Origin of the sequence: Enterobacter sp. PL1, from assembly GCF_945957325.1 — a bacterium.
GTDB classification, from domain to species: domain Bacteria; phylum Pseudomonadota; class Gammaproteobacteria; order Enterobacterales; family Enterobacteriaceae; genus Enterobacter; species Enterobacter roggenkampii.
Map to the genome: position 1 here is coordinate 83253 of NZ_CAMFKT010000015.1, position 16053 is coordinate 99305.

Here is a 16053-nt window from a genome sequence, read left to right on the forward strand (position 1 = left end):
TGATGATTTTAATTCATTTCAGTCCATACCGTGCGCTCACTATACTGGCGCCTCGTCTCATTTTTGAGGAAAACCCCCATGGCCGTGGCGTTAAGCCGTGTTACGCCTGCCGTTGTGCAACGACTCCAGGTCCCGGTTCAGGTACTGCTCTACGCGGGACTGTTTGTTTTCGCCGAATATCTTGTCGGCTGGCTCCACCTGCCGCTGCCTGCCAACCTGGTGGGGATGCTGCTGATGTTGACGCTCATCCTCTGTCGCGTGATCCCCCTTAACTGGGTGCGCGCCGGGGCGCGCTGGCTGCTGGCGGAGATGCTGCTGTTCTTTGTGCCTGCCGTGGTGGCGGTGGTGAACTATGCGCAGCTGTTGATGGTGGACGGCTGGCGCATCTTCGCGGTGATCGCGCTGAGTACGCTGATGGTGCTGGGAGCGACCGCCTGGGTGGTGGATAAAGTGTATCGCTTTGAAATCAGCAGGCACAAACATGACTAACTTTCAGATCAGCGTTTTGTGCCTGATCGCGACGCTGGCGATCTACTTTGCCAACAAGCGGCTGTATCGCCGGTTTCATGCGCTGCCGCTGATGCCGCTGGTCTTCACGCCGATCCTGCTGGTGCTGATGCTGGTCTTCGGCCATATCTCCTGGCAGAACTACATTGGTGAATCCCACTGGCTGCTGTGGCTGCTCGGCCCGGCGACCATCGCCTTTGCCGTGCCCGTTTACGACAACCTGGCGATTATCAGGCGCCACTGGATGTCGCTCAGCGCAGGCGTCATCACCGCCACGGTGGTCGCGGTCTGTAGCTCCGTCTGGCTGGCGAGACTGTTTACGCTGCCCGACGAAATTCAGCGCAGCCTGGCCGTGCGCTCGGTGACCACGCCGTTTGCGCTCGCGGCGGCGAAACCCCTCGGCGGACAGCCGGACCTGGTGGCGCTGTTTGTGGTGGTGACGGGCGTCTTTGGGATGGCGGTGGGCGATATGCTCTTTCTGCGGCTTTCCATCCGGGAAGGGATGGCCAAAGGCGCGGGGTTTGGCGCGGCGTCGCACGGCGCGGGGACGGCGCGTTCGTATGAACTCGGTCAGCAGGAGGGGGTTGTCGCAAGCCTGGTGATGATGCTCTCGGGCGTGACGATGGTGCTGGTTGCACCGCTGGTGGCGTGGATGATGTTTTGAACTCCCCGGCCAGAGCGGCCGGGGAGAAAGGTTTAGTGCGCGCGGCCCTGCTCAACGCCAAGACCGGTTTGTGAACGAATAAACTGGGCGCGGAATTTCTCACGCTCCAGGTTACCCTCCGGCGAGTTGTCGGTAGCCGAGAAGACCCAGATACCGATAAACGCCACGGCAATGGAGAACAGCGCCGGGTACTCGTACGGGAAGATAGCGCTTTCGTGACCGAGGATCTGCACCCAAATCGTCGGGCCCAGAATCATCAGGATCACCGCCGTCAGCAGCCCCAGCCAGCCGCCAATCATCGCGCCACGGGTGGTCAGCTTCGACCAGTACATGGAGAGCAGGATGATCGGGAAGTTACAGCTTGCCGCGATGGAGAAGGCCAGCCCCACCATAAAGGCGATGTTTTGCTTCTCGAACAGAATGCCCAGCAGGATCGCCACGACGCCCAGCACCAGCACGGTGATTTTAGAAACCTTCAGCTCATCGCGCTCGCTCGCGCCTTTGCGGAAGACGTTGGCGTAGAGGTCATGCGAAACCGCCGACGCGCCAGCCAGCGTCAGACCCGCAACCACCGCAAGAATGGTGGCGAAGGCCACGGCGGAGATAAAGCCGAGGAACAGGTTGCCGCCCACCGCGTCGGCCAGATGCACCGCCGCCATGTTGTTACCGCCAATCAGCGCGCCCGCGGCGTCTTTAAACGCCGGGTTTGCCCCCACCAGCATGATCGCGCCAAAGCCGATAATAAAGGTCAGGATATAGAAGTAGCCCATGAAGCCGGTCGCGTAGAAGACGCTCTTGCGCGCTTCACGCGCGTCGCTCACGGTGAAGAAGCGCATCAGGATATGCGGCAGACCCGCCGTGCCAAACATCAGGCCCAGACCGAGCGACAGGGCCGATATCGGGTCTTTCACCAGCCCGCCCGGGCTCATGATGGCTTCCCCTTTCGGGTGGACCGCCATGGCTTCAGTGAACAGGTTATTGAAGCTGAACCCGACGTGCTTCATCACCATAAAGGCCATAAAGCTGGCGCCAAACAGCAGCAGCACGGCTTTGATGATCTGCACCCAGGTCGTCGCCAGCATGCCGCCGAACAGCACGTACATCACCATCAGCACGCCCACCAGGACCACCGCGATGTGGTAGTTCAGGCCGAACAGCAGTTGGATCAATTTACCCGCGCCCACCATCTGCGCAATCAGATACAGCGCCACCACCACCAGCGAACCGCAGGCGGAGAGGGTGCGAATCGGTCCCTGCTTCAGGCGATACGAGGCCACGTCGGCGAAGGTGTAGCGGCCCAGATTGCGCAGGCGCTCGGCAATCAGGAACAGAATGATCGGCCAGCCGACGAGGAAGCCGAGGGAGTAAATCAGGCCGTCATAGCCGGAGGTGTAGACCAGCGCGGAGATCCCGAGGAACGAGGCGGCGGACATAAAGTCACCCGCAATCGCCAGCCCGTTCTGGAAGCCGGTAATGTTGCCGCCTGCGGTGTAGTAATCGTTACGGGAGCGCACGCGTTTCGACGCCCAGTAAGTGATGTACAGCGTCAGCACCACGAAAATCAGGAACATCACAATCGCCTGCCAGTTGGTTGGCTGGCGCTTTACCTCGCCGGTAATCGCATCTGCCGCGTGGGCGGCAAAGGGAAGCGTGGCGGCGAGCGCCGTCAGAATTCTCTTCATGATGCTTTTACCTCTTGCAGTACCGCTTTATTAAGGCGATCGAATTCACCGTTCGCGCGCCAGACGTAGACGCCGGTCAGCACAAATGAAATCACGATGACGCCAATGCCAATGGGAATACCGCGCGTCACGCTGGTGCCCTCGTGCAGCGGGGTGCCCAGCCAGTGCGGCGCAAAGGCGATCAGCAGAATAAAGCCGACATAGATAATCAGCATGATGATGGAAAGGGTGAAGGCAAACCGTTGCCGCTTATCGACGAGCTCCCTGTAGTGCGCACTATTCTCTATCTGCTGACAAATATGGTCATTCATCACAGAGTCTCCAAAGGTAAGGTTGGTTTGTTTTTATCCCCTCTCCCCTATGGGGAGAGGGTGAGGGGAGAGGGAGAAAACACTAGGAAGGCATTGCGATGGCCTGCTTCTCTTCGAGCAGTTTTTCCACCACGCCAGGATCCGCGAGCGTTGAGGTATCACCGAGGTTGCTGGTGTCCCCTGCCGCGATTTTGCGCAAGATACGGCGCATGATTTTGCCGGAGCGGGTTTTCGGCAGCGAGTCGGTCCAGTGCAGCACGTCCGGCGTCGCCAGCGGGCCAATCTCTTTACGCACCCAGTTGCGCACCTCAGCATAGAGCTCTGGCGACGGCTCTTCCCCGTGGTTCAGGGTGACGTAAGCGTAAATTGCCTGGCCCTTGATGTTGTGCGGAATGCCGACAACGGCGGCTTCGGCAATCTTCGGATGCGACACCAGCGCCGATTCAATCTCCGCGGTGCCCAGACGGTGGCCGGAGACGTTCAGCACGTCGTCTACGCGTCCGGTGATCCAGTAATAGCCATCTTCATCACGACGCGCGCCGTCGCCGCTGAAGTACATGTTTTTAAAGGTCGAGAAGTAGGTCTGCTCGAAGCGATCGTGATCGCCGAACAGGGTACGCGCCTGACCTGGCCACGAGTCCGTGATCACCAGGTTGCCTTCGGTGGCCCCTTCCAGCGGGTTGCCTTCGTTATCCACCAGCGCAGGCTGTACGCCGAAGAACGGACGGGTTGCCGAGCCCGCTTTCAGCTGCGTGGCGCCCGGCATCGGGGTGATCATAAAGCCGCCGGTTTCGGTCTGCCACCAGGTGTCCATGACCGGGCATTTCTCGTTGCCGATTTTCTTCCAGTACCACTCCCAGGCTTCCGGGTTAATAGGCTCACCCACGGAACCGAGGATGCGCAATGAAGAGCGGTCGGTGCCTTCGATGGCTTTGTCGCCTTCCGCCATTAACGCGCGGATGGCCGTTGGTGCGGTGTAGAGAATGTTGACCTGGTGTTTGTCGACCACCTGGCACATACGCGCCGGGGTCGGCCAGTTCGGCACGCCTTCAAACATCAGCGTGGTGGCGCCACAGGCCAGCGGACCGTACAGCAGGTAGCTGTGTCCGGTGACCCAGCCCACGTCGGCGGTACACCAGTAGATGTCGCCCGGGTGGTAGTCGAAGACGTATTTGAAGGTAGTGGCCGCGTAGACCAGATAACCGCCGGTGGTGTGCAGCACGCCTTTCGGTTTGCCGGTTGAGCCAGAGGTATAAAGAATGAAGAGCGGATCTTCCGCGTTCATCTCTTCCGGCTGATGCTGGTCGCTCGCCTTTTCAATCAGGTCGCTCCACCACAGGTCGCGCCCCTCGTGCCAGTCGATTTTGCCGCCGGTACGCTTAAGGACGATGACGTTGCTGACCGTGTTGACGTTCGGGTTTTTCAGCGCTTCGTCGACGTTTTTTTTCAGGGGGATACTGCGTCCTGCGCGCACGCCTTCATCGGCGGTGATCACCAGTTTTGAGCTTGAATCGACAATACGACCCGCAACCGCCTCTGGCGAGAACCCACCGAAAATAACGGAATGAATCGCGCCGATACGCGCACAGGCCAGCATGGCCACCGCCGCTTCCGGCACCATCGGCATATAGATAGCGACCACGTCGCCTTTTTTAATGCCTTTATCCAGCAGGACGTTGGCAAAGCGGCACACGTCGCGGTGCAGTTCTTTATAGGTAATGTGTTTGCTCTGCGAGGCATCATCGCCTTCCCAGATAATCGCCGTCTCGTTCCCGCGCGCGGCAAGGTGACGGTCCAGACAGTTTGCCGCCAGGTTCAGCGTGCCATCTTCATACCATTTAATGGAGACGTTACCGGGCGCAAAGGAGGTGTTCTTTACCTTCTGATAAGGTTTGATCCAGTCAAGGATATGGCCCTGCTCACCCCAGAAGGTGTCCGGGGCGGTAATAGATTGCTGATATTTCTCGTGGTACTGCTCCGGGTTGATCAGGCAACGGTCCGCAATGTTTGCGGGAATGTCATGTTTGTGTATTTGGCTCATGGCTTTTTTTCTCCTTGTAAGATGTTAATAATATGTCGCAAAAACGTTAATAGTAGGGGCTTTACAAGCTTTGTTTATTATTTGGGCGACAGATCACGCATTGTTTGAACAGGTTGAAAAATGAGCGAATGAAACTTTGAAGGAAAATAATTTATGCTGACGATTATTCACATTTATGTTTAAAAAAGGTTTTTTATAACAAAAGGTTATTTATTAGAATCAGGAGAAACTCCCGTCACAGACGCTTTTACGAGTGAAATGCGTCGTTCTTTAAGGCTTGCGCAACAGGCCGCGCAAATGATACTCATACGCCGCGTTAAAAAATCCCATAAATCGACGCAACACAATTCATACCCTTTCAGTATGTCCCCATATTCATGCAGTTTAAGTGAATAAGGCGCTTCATTGAGGAAGTCAGTTTCTATGAAAAACGTTAAAGTCAGCCTGGCCTGGCAGATCTTAATCGCCCTTGTGCTGGGCATCCTGCTGGGCAGTTACCTCCACTATCACAGCGACAGCCGCGACTGGCTGATTGCGAACCTGCTTTCACCGGCAGGGGATATCTTTATTCACCTGATCAAGATGATCGTAGTACCGATTGTGATCTCGACGCTGGTGGTGGGTATTGCAGGCGTCGGCGATGCGAAGCAGTTAGGTCGTATTGGTGCGAAAACCATTATCTATTTCGAAGTGATCACTACGGTTGCGATCATTCTCGGTATCACCCTGGCGAACGTTTTCCAGCCGGGTTCCGGGATTGATATGTCGCAGCTGGCGACGGTGGATATTTCGAAATACCAAAGTACGACCGCTGACGTGCAAAGCCATGCACACGGCCTGATGGGCACGATCCTTTCTCTGGTACCGACCAACATCGTGGCGTCGATGGCGAAGGGCGAGATGCTGCCTATTATCTTCTTCTCGGTCCTGTTTGGTCTGGGGCTCTCTTCACTGCCCGCGACGCACCGCGAACCGCTGGTGACCGTGTTCCGCTCGATCTCCGAAACCATGTTTAAAGTGACCCACATGGTGATGCGTTACGCGCCGGTAGGGGTGTTTGCGCTTATCGCCGTCACCGTGGCGAACTTCGGTTTTGCCTCCCTCTGGCCGCTGGCGAAGCTGGTGCTCCTGGTGCACTTTGCCATCCTGTTCTTTGCGCTGGTGGTGCTGGGAATTGTGGCGCGTCTGTGTGGGCTGAGCATCTGGATCCTGATTCGTATCCTGAAAGATGAGCTGATTCTGGCCTACTCCACGGCAAGCTCTGAGAGCGTGCTGCCGCGTATTATTGAGAAGATGGAAGCCTACGGCGCGCCAGCGTCGATCACCAGCTTCGTGGTGCCGACCGGTTACTCCTTTAACCTGGATGGTTCCACGCTCTACCAGAGTATCGCCGCTATCTTTATTGCGCAGCTGTATGGCATTGACCTGTCGCTGTGGCAGGAGATCGTCCTGGTGCTGACCCTGATGGTGACGTCTAAAGGTATCGCAGGCGTACCGGGCGTTTCGTTCGTGGTACTGCTGGCGACGCTGGGCAGCGTAGGCATTCCGCTGGAAGGCCTGGCCTTTATCGCGGGTGTGGACCGTATCCTCGACATGGCGCGTACGGCGCTGAACGTGGTGGGGAATGCGCTGGCGGTGCTGGTTATCGCCAAGTGGGAACACAAATTCGACCGTAAAAAGGCGCTGGCGTATGAACGCGAGGTGCTGGGTCGTTTTGATAAGACGGCTGACCAGTGATGTAAAAAGCCGGGTGGCGGCTTCGCCTTACCCGGCCTACACAAGCCGTAGGCCCGGTAAGCGCAGCGCCACCGGGCAATGGTTTACTCCCCGCTCAACGCATCAAACTCTTCGCACCCCGTATCAAACCCTTCCGTACAGCTCAGGTTTAACCAGTACAGCGCTTTCTGTTTATTGGGCGTGATAAAGCCTTTCTCACCCTGCCTGAACAACATCCCAGCCCAGTACTCGGCGTAGCCGGTGCGCGAAAGGGCTGAACTCCGCTTGAACCACGAGGCGGCCTGCACGTCATCCTGCGCTACTTCGACGCCGTTGGCATAAATCAGCCCCAGCAGCAGCTGTGCATCGACCGCAGAGTCGCTGTCGATATCTTCGGTTGCCGTGTGCAGCAGTCTGATGGCCTGGGGATAGTCCGTTTTCCCCGCCTGAGTATTCACCAGAATGCGCGCCAGCATGATCGCGCCGCGTTTGCTGCCAGCAATGTTTGCCTGCTGTGCCAGGGCTTTGGCCTGTGTGTAATCGCCCTGCGTAAAGAGGATTTGCGAGAGCAACCCCATGGCGTCGACATCGCCGCCTTTCGCGGCTTTCTCGGCCCACAGCGCGGCCTGCTTGCTGTCGCCGGAGCTGAAGTACGTATCGGCAAGATAATACTGGGCACGCGCATCACCGGCTTCCGCCTGTTTCCGATACTGGCTGCCTATCTCATCGGCGCGGGCGAAGGATGTTAAAAACACTAACAACAGAAAAATGGCTTTCATGGATTCTTATCATCTGGGTACACGCCGCGCAGTATAATCGCGGGCGCAAAAGAAAAAAATGGGTGCATTAAGACCTCAGCATCCTACAAGCCGGGCGGAACCGTTGTTCCGCCCGTAGAGGTTAGCCTGGGTTGCAGGCTAATTTAGCCGCCACCTCCTGATGCTCACTCTTTATTGAAAACTCGCAGAGCCTGCCGCGAGTAATAAAGGTAAAGATCACTATCGTCAGGCAAACAATAAAGACGATGCCTAACGCAGTTTTTAATGGCGTCATGCCTTTTACTCCTTGTCAAAAAAAGAATAAGAGGCTACTCTCAACTTGTTGGAGTTGAGGGAGAGTAGCCTCGGGTAAATGAAAATTTCCCGGGGCTTTCTACTTTCTGTCCCTCAACAATGCCCAAGACAGAAAGTCTTAAGCACCCGCCGCACATCTTATCCCTCTGAATTAAAATGCAAAGATGTAATTCTTTTTCGCGAAAATTACATTATTTCTGCGAGCCGCTTTCCAGAATAATAATTGATATATTTGATGAGTTAATCGGAAATAAAAAGGGAGTGAATATCTCACTCCCTTTATTCAATGATGAATTAACGGCTTCAACCCATTGCGCTTTCGCGCAGTCGGGCTTTCAGCTTGTTATATTCGTCGATCACATACTGTTCCGCGGCGTGCTGATCCGCAATCGGCTCAACGTTTACGGCGCAGTATTTATACTCCGGCGTTTTGGTTATCGGGCTTAAGTTCTCGGTTACCAGCTCGTTGCAGGCACCAATCCACCACTGGTAGGTCATATAGACCGCCCCTTTGTTTGGACGATCGCTGACCTGCGCACGGGTGATAATCCGCCCTTTGCGCGAGTTCACCCACACCAGCGCTTCATCCTCAATACCGAGCCGTTCCGCATCGGCGGTGTTGATCTGCGCGTAGCCCGGTTCATCCGCCAGCGCCGCCAGCGCGGCGCAGTTTCCGGTCATCGAGCGGCAGGAGTAGTGGCCCACTTCGCGTACGGTGGAGAGCACCATCGGATACTCATCGGTGAGTTTATCGATCGGCGCGACCCAGTCGCAGGTGAAGAACTGCGCCAGCCCGTTCGGGGTGTCGAATTTCTCCTTAAAGAGATAGGACGTCCCCTGATCGGCCTCCGACTCGTCCCGGCACGGCCACTGGATGTAGCCCAGCTCACCCATTTTTTCATAGGTGGCGCCGTAGAAGTCCGGACACAGGCTGCGCAACTCATCCCAGATCTCCTGGGTGTTGTTGTAGTGCATCGGGTAGCCCATGCGGGTGGCGATTTCACTGATGATCTGCCAGTCCGTTTTCAGATCCCACTTCGGCTCGACCGCCTTGAAGAAGCGCTGGAAGCCGCGGTCGGCCGCCGTGTAGACGCCTTCATGCTCGCCCCAGGAGGTCGACGGTAAAATGACATCCGCCGCCGCCGCGGTTTTGGTCATGAAGATATCCTGGACAATCACCAGCTCCAGATCCTCAAACCCTTTACGCACTGCAGAAAGCTCGGCGTCGGTCTGAAGCGGATCTTCACCCATGATATAGGCCGCACGCACTTCGCCATGCGCCGCACGGTGCGGCAGCTCGCTGATGCGATACCCGGTGTGTTCCGGCAGGCTTTCCACGCCCCACGCCTTCGCGAACTTGGCGCGGTTTTCCGGGAACTTCACGTACTGGTAGCCCGGATAAGTATCCGGCAGCGCGCCCATATCGCAGGCACCCTGCACGTTATTCTGACCGCGCACCGGGTTCACGCCAACGTGGGCTTTACCCAGATTACCGGTCAGCATCGCGAGGCTGGTGAGCGAGCGCACGGTTTCCACGCCCTGGTAGAACTGGGTCACGCCCATACCCCAGAGAATGGCGGCGGTTTTTGCCCCGGCATACATTCTGGCCGCTTGACGAATCTCCTGTGCGCTAACGCCGGTTATCGCTTCGACGGATTCAGGCGTATAGCCCTCGACTATTTTCTTATACTCTTCAAAGCCTTCTGTACGGGTCGCGACAAACGCCTGGTCGTACAGGTTCTCCTCAATAATGACGTGCCCCATTGCGTTCAACAGCGCGATGTTTGAGCCGTTTTTCAATGCAATGTGCATATCCGCAATGCGCGCGGTTTCAATTTTGCGCGGATCGCAGACGATGATTTTCGCCCCATTCTGTTTAGCGCGAATAACGTGGTTCGCGACGATAGGGTGAGAATCCGCCGGGTTATAACCAAAGATGAAGACGAGATCGGTATTATCTATCTCGTTGATGGCATTACTCATTGCGCCGTTACCGACCGACTGGTGCAGACCTGCAACCGATGGGCCGTGTCAGACGCGAGCGCAGCAGTCGACGTTATTGGTACCAATAACGGCGCGCGCGAATTTTTGCATCACATAGTTGGTTTCATTTCCCGTCCCGCGGGAAGAGCCGGTGGTCTGAATCGCATCCGGGCCATACTTGGCCTTAATGGCACTCAGGCGCGTGGCGACATAATCCAGCGCCTCGTTCCAGGAGACGGCTTCCAGCTTGCCGCCGCGCTCGCGGCGGATCATAGGGGTTTTCAGGCGCGGGGTAAGAATTTGGGTATCGTTAATAAAATCCCAGCCGTAGTAACCTTTCAGGCACAGCGTGCCCTGGTTGGTTTTCCCCTGCGCGGCCTCCGCCCGGACGATTTTGCCGTTATCGACCACCAGGTGGATCTTGCAACCTGAGGCACAATAAGGGCAAACCGTGACGACTTTTTTCATCAGTCTGCTCCAGTTAATCGAATCGTTCGCACCCACTATGCAGCTTCTATGCCATGTTTTTTGTATGGGTATCCCCTGACTTTACGGCCCATCCGGGGTGAAAACCCTGACAAAAAGCAGTCAATCGTCAAAATTGACGTGTCGACAGGGCGGCGGATGTGACATGGGTTGAATTTCCGTCACTGAAAAAACCTTTTGACTGGAGCCGACGGCAGAATAGTTCAGACTTAACATAATCCCCTGACGGAAGCATACGATGAAACCGGCGATTCTGGTGGTTGATGACGATACGGCAGTCTGCGAACTGCTTCAGGACGTGCTGAGCGAGCACGTCTTTAGCGTGCTTGTCTGCCATAACGGCCAGGATGCGCTGCGCCAGGTGCAGCAGGAGCCGAATATCGCGCTTGTGCTGCTGGATATGATGCTGCCGGATATCAACGGCCTGCAGGTTCTGCTGCAGCTGCAAAAGCAGCGTCCGGCGCTACCGGTTGTGATGTTAACCGGCCTGGGCAGTGAGTCAGACGTGGTGGTGGGGCTGGAGATGGGGGCCGACGATTATATTGGCAAACCGTTCAACCCGCGCGTGGTGGTCGCCCGGGTGAAAGCGGTGTTGCGCCGAACGGGCGCGCTGGCGGCAGAAGCCTCCGCAGCGCCCGTCGCGGGCATTGCGTTTAACGGATGGACGCTTGATACCACCCGCTGTGAGCTGATTGATCCGCAGCGTAATACCGTGCCCTTAACCCAGGGCGAGTACGGCCTGCTGCTGGCGCTCACGCAAAATGCCCGCCGGGTGCTGAGCCGCGATCGGCTGCTTGAGCTGACCCACAGCGAAAGCGCCGACGTGTTCGACCGCACGATTGACGTGCTGATCATGCGCCTGCGCCGGAAAATAGAGGCTAACCCGCATCAGCCTGCGCTCATCAAAACCATCCGCGGGTTGGGTTACGTGTTTGCCACTGACGTGAGCCGGCCCGAACAGGCGGCATAAGGCTTACGTTATCGCCGGAACAATGATGGCGGCAAAAATCGCAATGATGCACAAATACTTGAGGGCGTAATAGGCCTTGCGGTTCCTTTTTTTCAGACGCTGCCCCCGTTCGCGGCCCGCATGAACGTATTTAAAAATGCGGTTAATGCCGCCGGTGCTGTCATTCTCGTCATTCGGTGAGCTGGCCGCAGACATCAGCGTGGTTCCCACCCAATGGTTAACCGCCTGCGCCCAGCGCCATTTCATCGGACGCTCGATATCGCAGAAGAGAATAATGCGCGTTTGATCCGATTTATTTTCTGCCCAGTGGACGTAGGTCTCATCAAAAATAACGGCTTCACCATCCCGCCAGCTGTGGCGCTGCCCGTCGACTTCAATAAAGCAGCGATCGTCATTCGGGGTGAATAAGCCCAGATGGTAACGAACCGAGCCCGCATACGGATCCCGGTGCTTGCCAAGCTTTGCACCCGCCGGCAGCTCGGCAAACATGGCCGCCTTCACCGAAGGGATTTCACTCACCAGCCGGGTCGTCACCGGGCATAAAGACTGCGCGGAGGGATGGGCATCGGCATACCACTTCAGATAAAAACGTTTCCAGCCGCGTTTAAAAAAGGTGTTAAAGCCAGCGTCGTTATTATTTTCCGCTGCCTTAATATGATGCTGCAAACGCAGCGCCTCTTCGCGAATAACCAGCCAGTTTTCCGTCAGCTTATTTAATTCCGGGAAGCGTTCTGTTTCAAAGAAAGGCTGCCTGGCGGGCAGGGAAGAAAACGCCGTCATAAACATATTGATGGGCGCCATAAACGTCGAATGGTCGAAGAGCTGACGGGAAAGCGTCTGTTTTTCTTTGCCGCGGGAATGCGCATAAATAACGCTGATAATGAAAATACCGATGATGATGACTGCGAACATTTTTCCCTTGTCCTCTTTCTATCTCATTTCGGAAAAGCGTGCGGACAGAGTGCTGCCCACGCCGAATATGCCAGATGGAGAGAGTGTAGTTCGGGAATATAAAATTCATAGAACTGTAATGAAAAATCGCAATTATTGTTAAATTAAATGCTCTCGCGAATAAACGCCTGCAGCTCGGCCAGCGTTTTTGCGCCGTCAATCGCATTGGCGGCCAGCAGGCTTGCCCGCGCGCAGGCGTGCGCCAGATAAATACTTTCTGTTAGCGGGAGCGATTCATGGCAGCCGTATAAAAAGCCCGCGCAAAAGGCATCGCCCGCGCCGACGCTGCCGATAATCTCTTCCTGCTCCAGCATCCATGACGGGATCCAGCGACCCTCTTCACCGCGAGCTTCTCCCCATGCGCCTTCCGGACAGTGGATCACCACCCGCTGGCGTACGCCGGCCGCCAGCAGCTGCGCCGCGGCGTCCGCGATATGGGCAATGTGCGGGGCGTCGTTTTCGTCACGCATTGTCAGGCCGCTAAACTCACCGGCCTCCAGCTCGTTAATCACCAGATAGTCGAGATGGCGAAGGGCAGGGAGCACCAGCGGCTGATAGCGCGGGTCGCCCTTACGGGAAACCAGATCGAGCGAGGTTTCATACCCCTGGTCACGCATCTGCGCCAGCAGCCGCGCGCTGCGGGTGCCAAATTCGTCATCGGGCATATCCAGGCTGTCGAGCAGCAGGAGATAGCCGAGATGGAAGATCTTCATCGATCCGTCTAAGCGATCGAAAGCAGGAAGATCCAGCAGGCGGTTGGCCCCCGGCGAGTGGAAAAAGGTGCGCTGTCCGCTGGGGTCGGTCATCACCTGCGACATGGAGGTTGGCGCAAAGGTGGTGCGCTGTACGCGCTGGCGGTTGACGTGGTACTGGTCGAGCATCGCCAGAATGTAGTCCCCGTCGCCGTCTTCGCCAATCAGCCCCACCGCCTGCAGCGGCAGGCCAACGTGCATTTTTGCCAGCGTCAGCAGGACGTTGAGCGGCGCGCCGCCGGTTGAGCGTTCGCTGTGGGTGATTTCCGCCAGCCAGCCGCGCTCCGGCCACTGCACGATCTGGTGGACGTGGTCCACCAGCATATTGCCTGCGGCGATGATGCCTTTGCGTTCCATCATGCCTGCCCCGCGCTGCCGAAAATGCGCATCTGTTCGGCGACCGTATCCGTAATCGCCTCTTCTATCCCCAGCAGCAGCTCGGCAAACTCGTCGTACAGCGGCTGGCGTTTTGCCATACGCTGCTCCACGGCGGCGAGCGCGGCCTGCGACATGCCGGTATAGAAATTGATTTTATGAATGCCCAGCTCGATGGCGCGGCGGAAGTCGGCATCGCTAATCCCGGAGCCGCCGTGTAAAACCAGCGGCAGCCCCGTCTGCTGACGAATGGCGTCCAGACGCGGGAAATCGAGCTTCGGCTCGCCTTTATACTTGCCGTGTGCGTTGCCGATGGCGACGGCCAGCGCGTCGATGCCGGTTGAATCGACAAATTCGCGCGCCAGCTGTGGGTCGGTGAAGAAGGCTTCATCCGCATGTCCGTAAAGCGCGCCGCCTTCATCCCCCCCGACCGCGCCCAGCTCCGCCTCCACCGAGACGCCCACCGCGTGGCACATCTTCACCACTTCCCGCGTCTGGCGGATGTTTTCCTCATAGCTCAGCGTAGAGCCGTCGAACATCACCGAGCTGAACCCTAAGCGCAGGGCGCGCACGACGGCGTCATAATGCAGGCCGTGGTCGAGGTTGAGCACCACGGGAATAGCGTGGCGAGCGGCCTCGAACTTCACCGCTTCGACAAGGGAATCCAGCGACACGTACTTAAAATGCACTTCCGCGATGTTGATGATAAACGGCGAGCGTTCCTGCTTTGCGGCGGCGAATAGCGCGCGCAGGAAGTGGGAGTCGAGCACGTTAAACGCGCCCAGCGCATAGCGGTGTTGTCTGGCGTGCGCAAGACCGTCGGCAAGAGAAATCAATGGCATCATTCACCCCTTATATCCGGAACAGGTTGTACTCGTTGCACAGCACCAGCAGTGCCGGTTCGTCTTCTTCGATGTTGTTATAGCGGGCAACCGGCTGCAAAAAGTGGTTGTCGTGTTCATCGTCATTAACCGAGGAGACTTCCCCCACCAGCACGTCGCCGAAGCCGCGTTCGCCCCAGAAACTGTGGTAAAGAGTGGGCGTCAGGCAGATGCTTTCCCCTGGCGTGAGGCGCAGCTGGCTGCCGGGGGCGTGGGTCTGGCGGCAGCCGTCGACGGTGACGGTCACGTCGGTGTTTTCCGTCTCTTCATGCGCTCCGGCATTCCATAACTCAATGATCAGATTCCCGCCGCCCCGGTTGATGATGTCTTCGCGCTTGCGCCAGTGAAAATGCATCGGCGTCACCTGGCCGTCGCGCACGTGCATGATTTTTTCGGCATAGCTTTTTTCATAAGGCACGCCGTTGGGCGAGCCGTTGCGCAGGGTGAACAGCGTCAGGCCCTCAGCGGCAAAGTTGTTGCCGCCGAACGCCGTCACGTCCCAGCCGAGCTTGAGATCGAACACTTCCTGCCATGCGGCCTGGTCTAGCTGCTGCCATTTCGTTGGCGGAAAGCTGGCAAAAGGCGGGAGATGAACGTCGTGCATGGAGAAAAACTGCCGCGTGTGGCCGAGGATTTCATTGATGTCGGAGCGTTTCATGGGGACTCCTTGAAAACAGTTCCCTCTCCCTGCGGGAGAGGGAAAAGGATCATTTAACCGTCCAACCCTTATAGGTACCGACGTTCTTTTTATCGATCATCGTCACCGGGATCAGCACGGGCGCTTTCGGCGCAGGTTTGCCCTGAAGAATGTCATAGCCAATCTCCACCGCTTTTGCCGCCATGACCTGCGGATCCTGCGCCGGGGTAGCAACAAACAGCGAGTTTTCACGCTTCAGCGCTTCCTCACCGTCCGGTGAACCATCCACGCCAACGATAAAGAACTCGTTGCGCTGCGCCTGTTTCGCGGCCAGATCGGCGCCGATCGCGGTCGGATCGTTAATCGCAAACACGCCGTCGATCTTCGGATTGGCCGCCAGCAGGGAGGTCATGACTTCCAGACCGCCTTCACGACTGCCCTTGGCGTTTTGGTTATCCGAGAGCACCTTGATATCAGGATGTTTTTTGAACTCCGTCTGGCACCCTTCTACGCGGTTTTGTACCGCAGAGACCGGCGGTCCGTTGATGATCACCACGTTGCCTTTCCCTTTCAGGCGGTCGGTAATGTACTTACAGGCCATCTCACCCGCCTGGGTGTTATCGGAGGTGATGGTGGCATCAGCCCCTTCCGCCGCCACGTCAACCGCCACGACCACAATCCCGGCGTCCTTCGCGCGCTTCACCGCCGGGCCGATCCCTTTGGAATCCGCGGCGTTGAGGATGATCATGTCCACTTTCGCGGCAATGAAGTTGTCGATCTGCGCCACCTGCTGGCCCAGATCGTACCCGCTGGAGACCAGCGTCACCTTGACGTTATCGCCCGCCAGCTTGCGCGCTTCCAGCTCGGCACCTTTGGTGATCTGCACGAAGAACGGGTTAGCCAGGTCGCCCACCGTCACGCCAATGGACTTCAGATCTTTCGCCTGCGCAAACGGCGTTGCGGCAAGCAGCGCGCCAGCACAGAGCGCGGTCACTAAGGGTTTCAAACGCATCTTGTCTTCCTC

15 protein-coding genes are annotated in these 16053 nt (G+C 57.2%); 4 read left to right on the forward strand and 11 right to left on the reverse strand.

The annotated features are described in order from the left end of the window. Nucleotides 1-78: 78 nt before the first annotated feature. Together N6P30_RS14985 and N6P30_RS14990 are read left to right on the forward strand one after the other, a co-directional pair. The gene (locus N6P30_RS14985) at nucleotides 79-489 is read left to right on the forward strand and encodes a CidA/LrgA family protein (protein WP_021242769.1); all 411 of its coding nucleotides are present in this window, start codon (nucleotides 79-81) and stop codon (nucleotides 487-489) included. Further along, the gene (locus tag N6P30_RS14990; protein WP_023293512.1) at nucleotides 482-1171 is read left to right on the forward strand and encodes an LrgB family protein; all 690 of its coding nucleotides are present in this window, start codon (nucleotides 482-484) and stop codon (nucleotides 1169-1171) included. Before N6P30_RS14985 ends, N6P30_RS14990 begins: the two co-directional genes overlap by 8 nt. Before the next feature lie 32 nt (nucleotides 1172-1203). Here the strand turns inward: N6P30_RS14990 and actP are convergent, their stop codons facing one another. The 3 genes from actP to acs form a co-directional block, all read right to left on the reverse strand. Continuing rightward, nucleotides 1204-2853, reverse strand: a complete 1650-nt coding sequence (actP, locus tag N6P30_RS14995; protein ID WP_023293511.1) for a cation/acetate symporter ActP — start codon at nucleotides 2851-2853, stop codon at nucleotides 1204-1206. Then, nucleotides 2850-3164, reverse strand: a complete 315-nt coding sequence (locus N6P30_RS15000; protein WP_008503396.1) for a DUF485 domain-containing protein — start codon at nucleotides 3162-3164, stop codon at nucleotides 2850-2852. The genes actP and N6P30_RS15000 overlap by 4 nt, the downstream gene beginning before the upstream one ends. An 82-nt stretch (nucleotides 3165-3246) precedes the next feature. Further along, nucleotides 3247-5205 (reverse strand): acetate--CoA ligase, encoded by a 1959-nt coding sequence (acs, locus tag N6P30_RS15005; RefSeq protein ID WP_008503397.1) that lies wholly within the window; start codon nucleotides 5203-5205, stop codon nucleotides 3247-3249. Nucleotides 5206-5628: 423 nt separating this feature from the next. Here acs and gltP point away from each other — a divergent pair, with 423 nt between their 5' ends. After that, nucleotides 5629-6942, forward strand: a complete 1314-nt coding sequence (gene gltP / locus N6P30_RS15010; RefSeq protein ID WP_008503398.1) for a glutamate/aspartate:proton symporter GltP — start codon at nucleotides 5629-5631, stop codon at nucleotides 6940-6942. Between the two features lie 83 nt (nucleotides 6943-7025). On the opposite strand, the gene N6P30_RS15015 is transcribed toward gltP, so the two are convergent. The 3 genes from N6P30_RS15015 to fdhF all read right to left on the reverse strand — a co-directional run bounded on the left by N6P30_RS15015 (nucleotide 7026) and on the right by fdhF (nucleotide 10445). Beyond that, entirely contained in the window at nucleotides 7026-7700 is a 675-nt protein-coding gene (locus N6P30_RS15015) for a tetratricopeptide repeat protein (protein ID WP_023293510.1), read from the reverse strand. Nucleotides 7701-7821: 121 nt separating this feature from the next. Beyond that, on the reverse strand, nucleotides 7822-7974 hold the full coding sequence (locus N6P30_RS15020) for a Hok/Gef family protein (RefSeq protein ID WP_008500037.1): 153 nt from the start codon (nucleotides 7972-7974) through the stop codon (nucleotides 7822-7824). A 323-nt stretch (nucleotides 7975-8297) separates the two neighbouring features. Beyond that, nucleotides 8298-10445, reverse strand: coding sequence for a formate dehydrogenase subunit alpha (gene fdhF, locus N6P30_RS15025; protein ID WP_084831941.1), 2148 nt, complete (start codon nucleotides 10443-10445; stop codon nucleotides 8298-8300). Between the two features lie 256 nt (nucleotides 10446-10701). Here fdhF and N6P30_RS15030 point away from each other — a divergent pair, with 256 nt between their 5' ends. After that, a complete protein-coding gene (locus N6P30_RS15030) occupies nucleotides 10702-11433 on the forward strand; it encodes a response regulator (RefSeq protein WP_023293508.1) in 732 nt (243 codons plus the stop codon). A 3-nt stretch (nucleotides 11434-11436) separates the two neighbouring features. Here N6P30_RS15030 and lpxO read toward each other — a convergent pair whose 3' ends face one another. From lpxO to N6P30_RS15055, 5 genes are all read right to left on the reverse strand, one after another. Further along, nucleotides 11437-12345: a lipid A hydroxylase LpxO gene (gene lpxO, locus N6P30_RS15035; RefSeq protein WP_023293507.1), complete on the reverse strand. Its 909-nt coding sequence runs from the start codon at nucleotides 12343-12345 to the stop codon at nucleotides 11437-11439. A 143-nt stretch (nucleotides 12346-12488) separates the two neighbouring features. Beyond that, entirely contained in the window at nucleotides 12489-13496 is a 1008-nt protein-coding gene (locus N6P30_RS15040) for a carbohydrate kinase family protein (protein WP_023293506.1), read from the reverse strand. Beyond that, complete coding sequence (locus N6P30_RS15045) at nucleotides 13493-14353, reverse strand: ketose 1,6-bisphosphate aldolase (protein WP_032664714.1); 861 nt, start codon at nucleotides 14351-14353, stop codon at nucleotides 13493-13495. Before N6P30_RS15045 ends, N6P30_RS15040 begins: the two co-directional genes overlap by 4 nt. Nucleotides 14354-14363: 10 nt before the next feature. Beyond that, nucleotides 14364-15050 carry a D-lyxose/D-mannose family sugar isomerase gene (locus N6P30_RS15050; RefSeq protein ID WP_023293504.1) on the reverse strand — a complete coding sequence of 229 codons (687 nt, stop codon included), beginning with the start codon at nucleotides 15048-15050 and terminating at the stop codon, nucleotides 14364-14366. 49 nt (nucleotides 15051-15099) lie between these two features. After that, a complete protein-coding gene (locus N6P30_RS15055) occupies nucleotides 15100-16041 on the reverse strand; it encodes an ABC transporter substrate-binding protein (RefSeq protein ID WP_021242935.1) in 942 nt (313 codons plus the stop codon). Nucleotides 16042-16053: the final 12 nt, after the last annotated feature.

Coding starts and splice junctions, on each gene's coding strand:
- actP (WP_023293511.1), bottom strand. CDS start 2,853: ATGAAGAGAATTCTGACGGCGCTCGCCGCCACGCTTCCCTTTGCCGCC.
- N6P30_RS15050 (WP_023293504.1), bottom strand. CDS start 15,050: ATGAAACGCTCCGACATCAATGAAATCCTCGGCCACACGCGGCAGTTT.
- N6P30_RS15040 (WP_023293506.1), bottom strand. CDS start 13,496: ATGATGGAACGCAAAGGCATCATCGCCGCAGGCAATATGCTGGTGGAC.
- N6P30_RS14985 (WP_021242769.1), top strand. CDS start 79: ATGGCCGTGGCGTTAAGCCGTGTTACGCCTGCCGTTGTGCAACGACTC.
- N6P30_RS14990 (WP_023293512.1), top strand. CDS start 482: ATGACTAACTTTCAGATCAGCGTTTTGTGCCTGATCGCGACGCTGGCG.
- N6P30_RS15055 (WP_021242935.1), bottom strand. CDS start 16,041: ATGCGTTTGAAACCCTTAGTGACCGCGCTCTGTGCTGGCGCGCTGCTT.
- N6P30_RS15045 (WP_032664714.1), bottom strand. CDS start 14,353: ATGCCATTGATTTCTCTTGCCGACGGTCTTGCGCACGCCAGACAACAC.
- N6P30_RS15030 (WP_023293508.1), top strand. CDS start 10,702: ATGAAACCGGCGATTCTGGTGGTTGATGACGATACGGCAGTCTGCGAA.
- N6P30_RS15015 (WP_023293510.1), bottom strand. CDS start 7,700: ATGAAAGCCATTTTTCTGTTGTTAGTGTTTTTAACATCCTTCGCCCGC.
- lpxO (WP_023293507.1), bottom strand. CDS start 12,345: ATGTTCGCAGTCATCATCATCGGTATTTTCATTATCAGCGTTATTTAT.
- gltP (WP_008503398.1), top strand. CDS start 5,629: ATGAAAAACGTTAAAGTCAGCCTGGCCTGGCAGATCTTAATCGCCCTT.
- N6P30_RS15000 (WP_008503396.1), bottom strand. CDS start 3,164: ATGAATGACCATATTTGTCAGCAGATAGAGAATAGTGCGCACTACAGG.
- N6P30_RS15020 (WP_008500037.1), bottom strand. CDS start 7,974: ATGACGCCATTAAAAACTGCGTTAGGCATCGTCTTTATTGTTTGCCTG.
- acs (WP_008503397.1), bottom strand. CDS start 5,205: ATGAGCCAAATACACAAACATGACATTCCCGCAAACATTGCGGACCGT.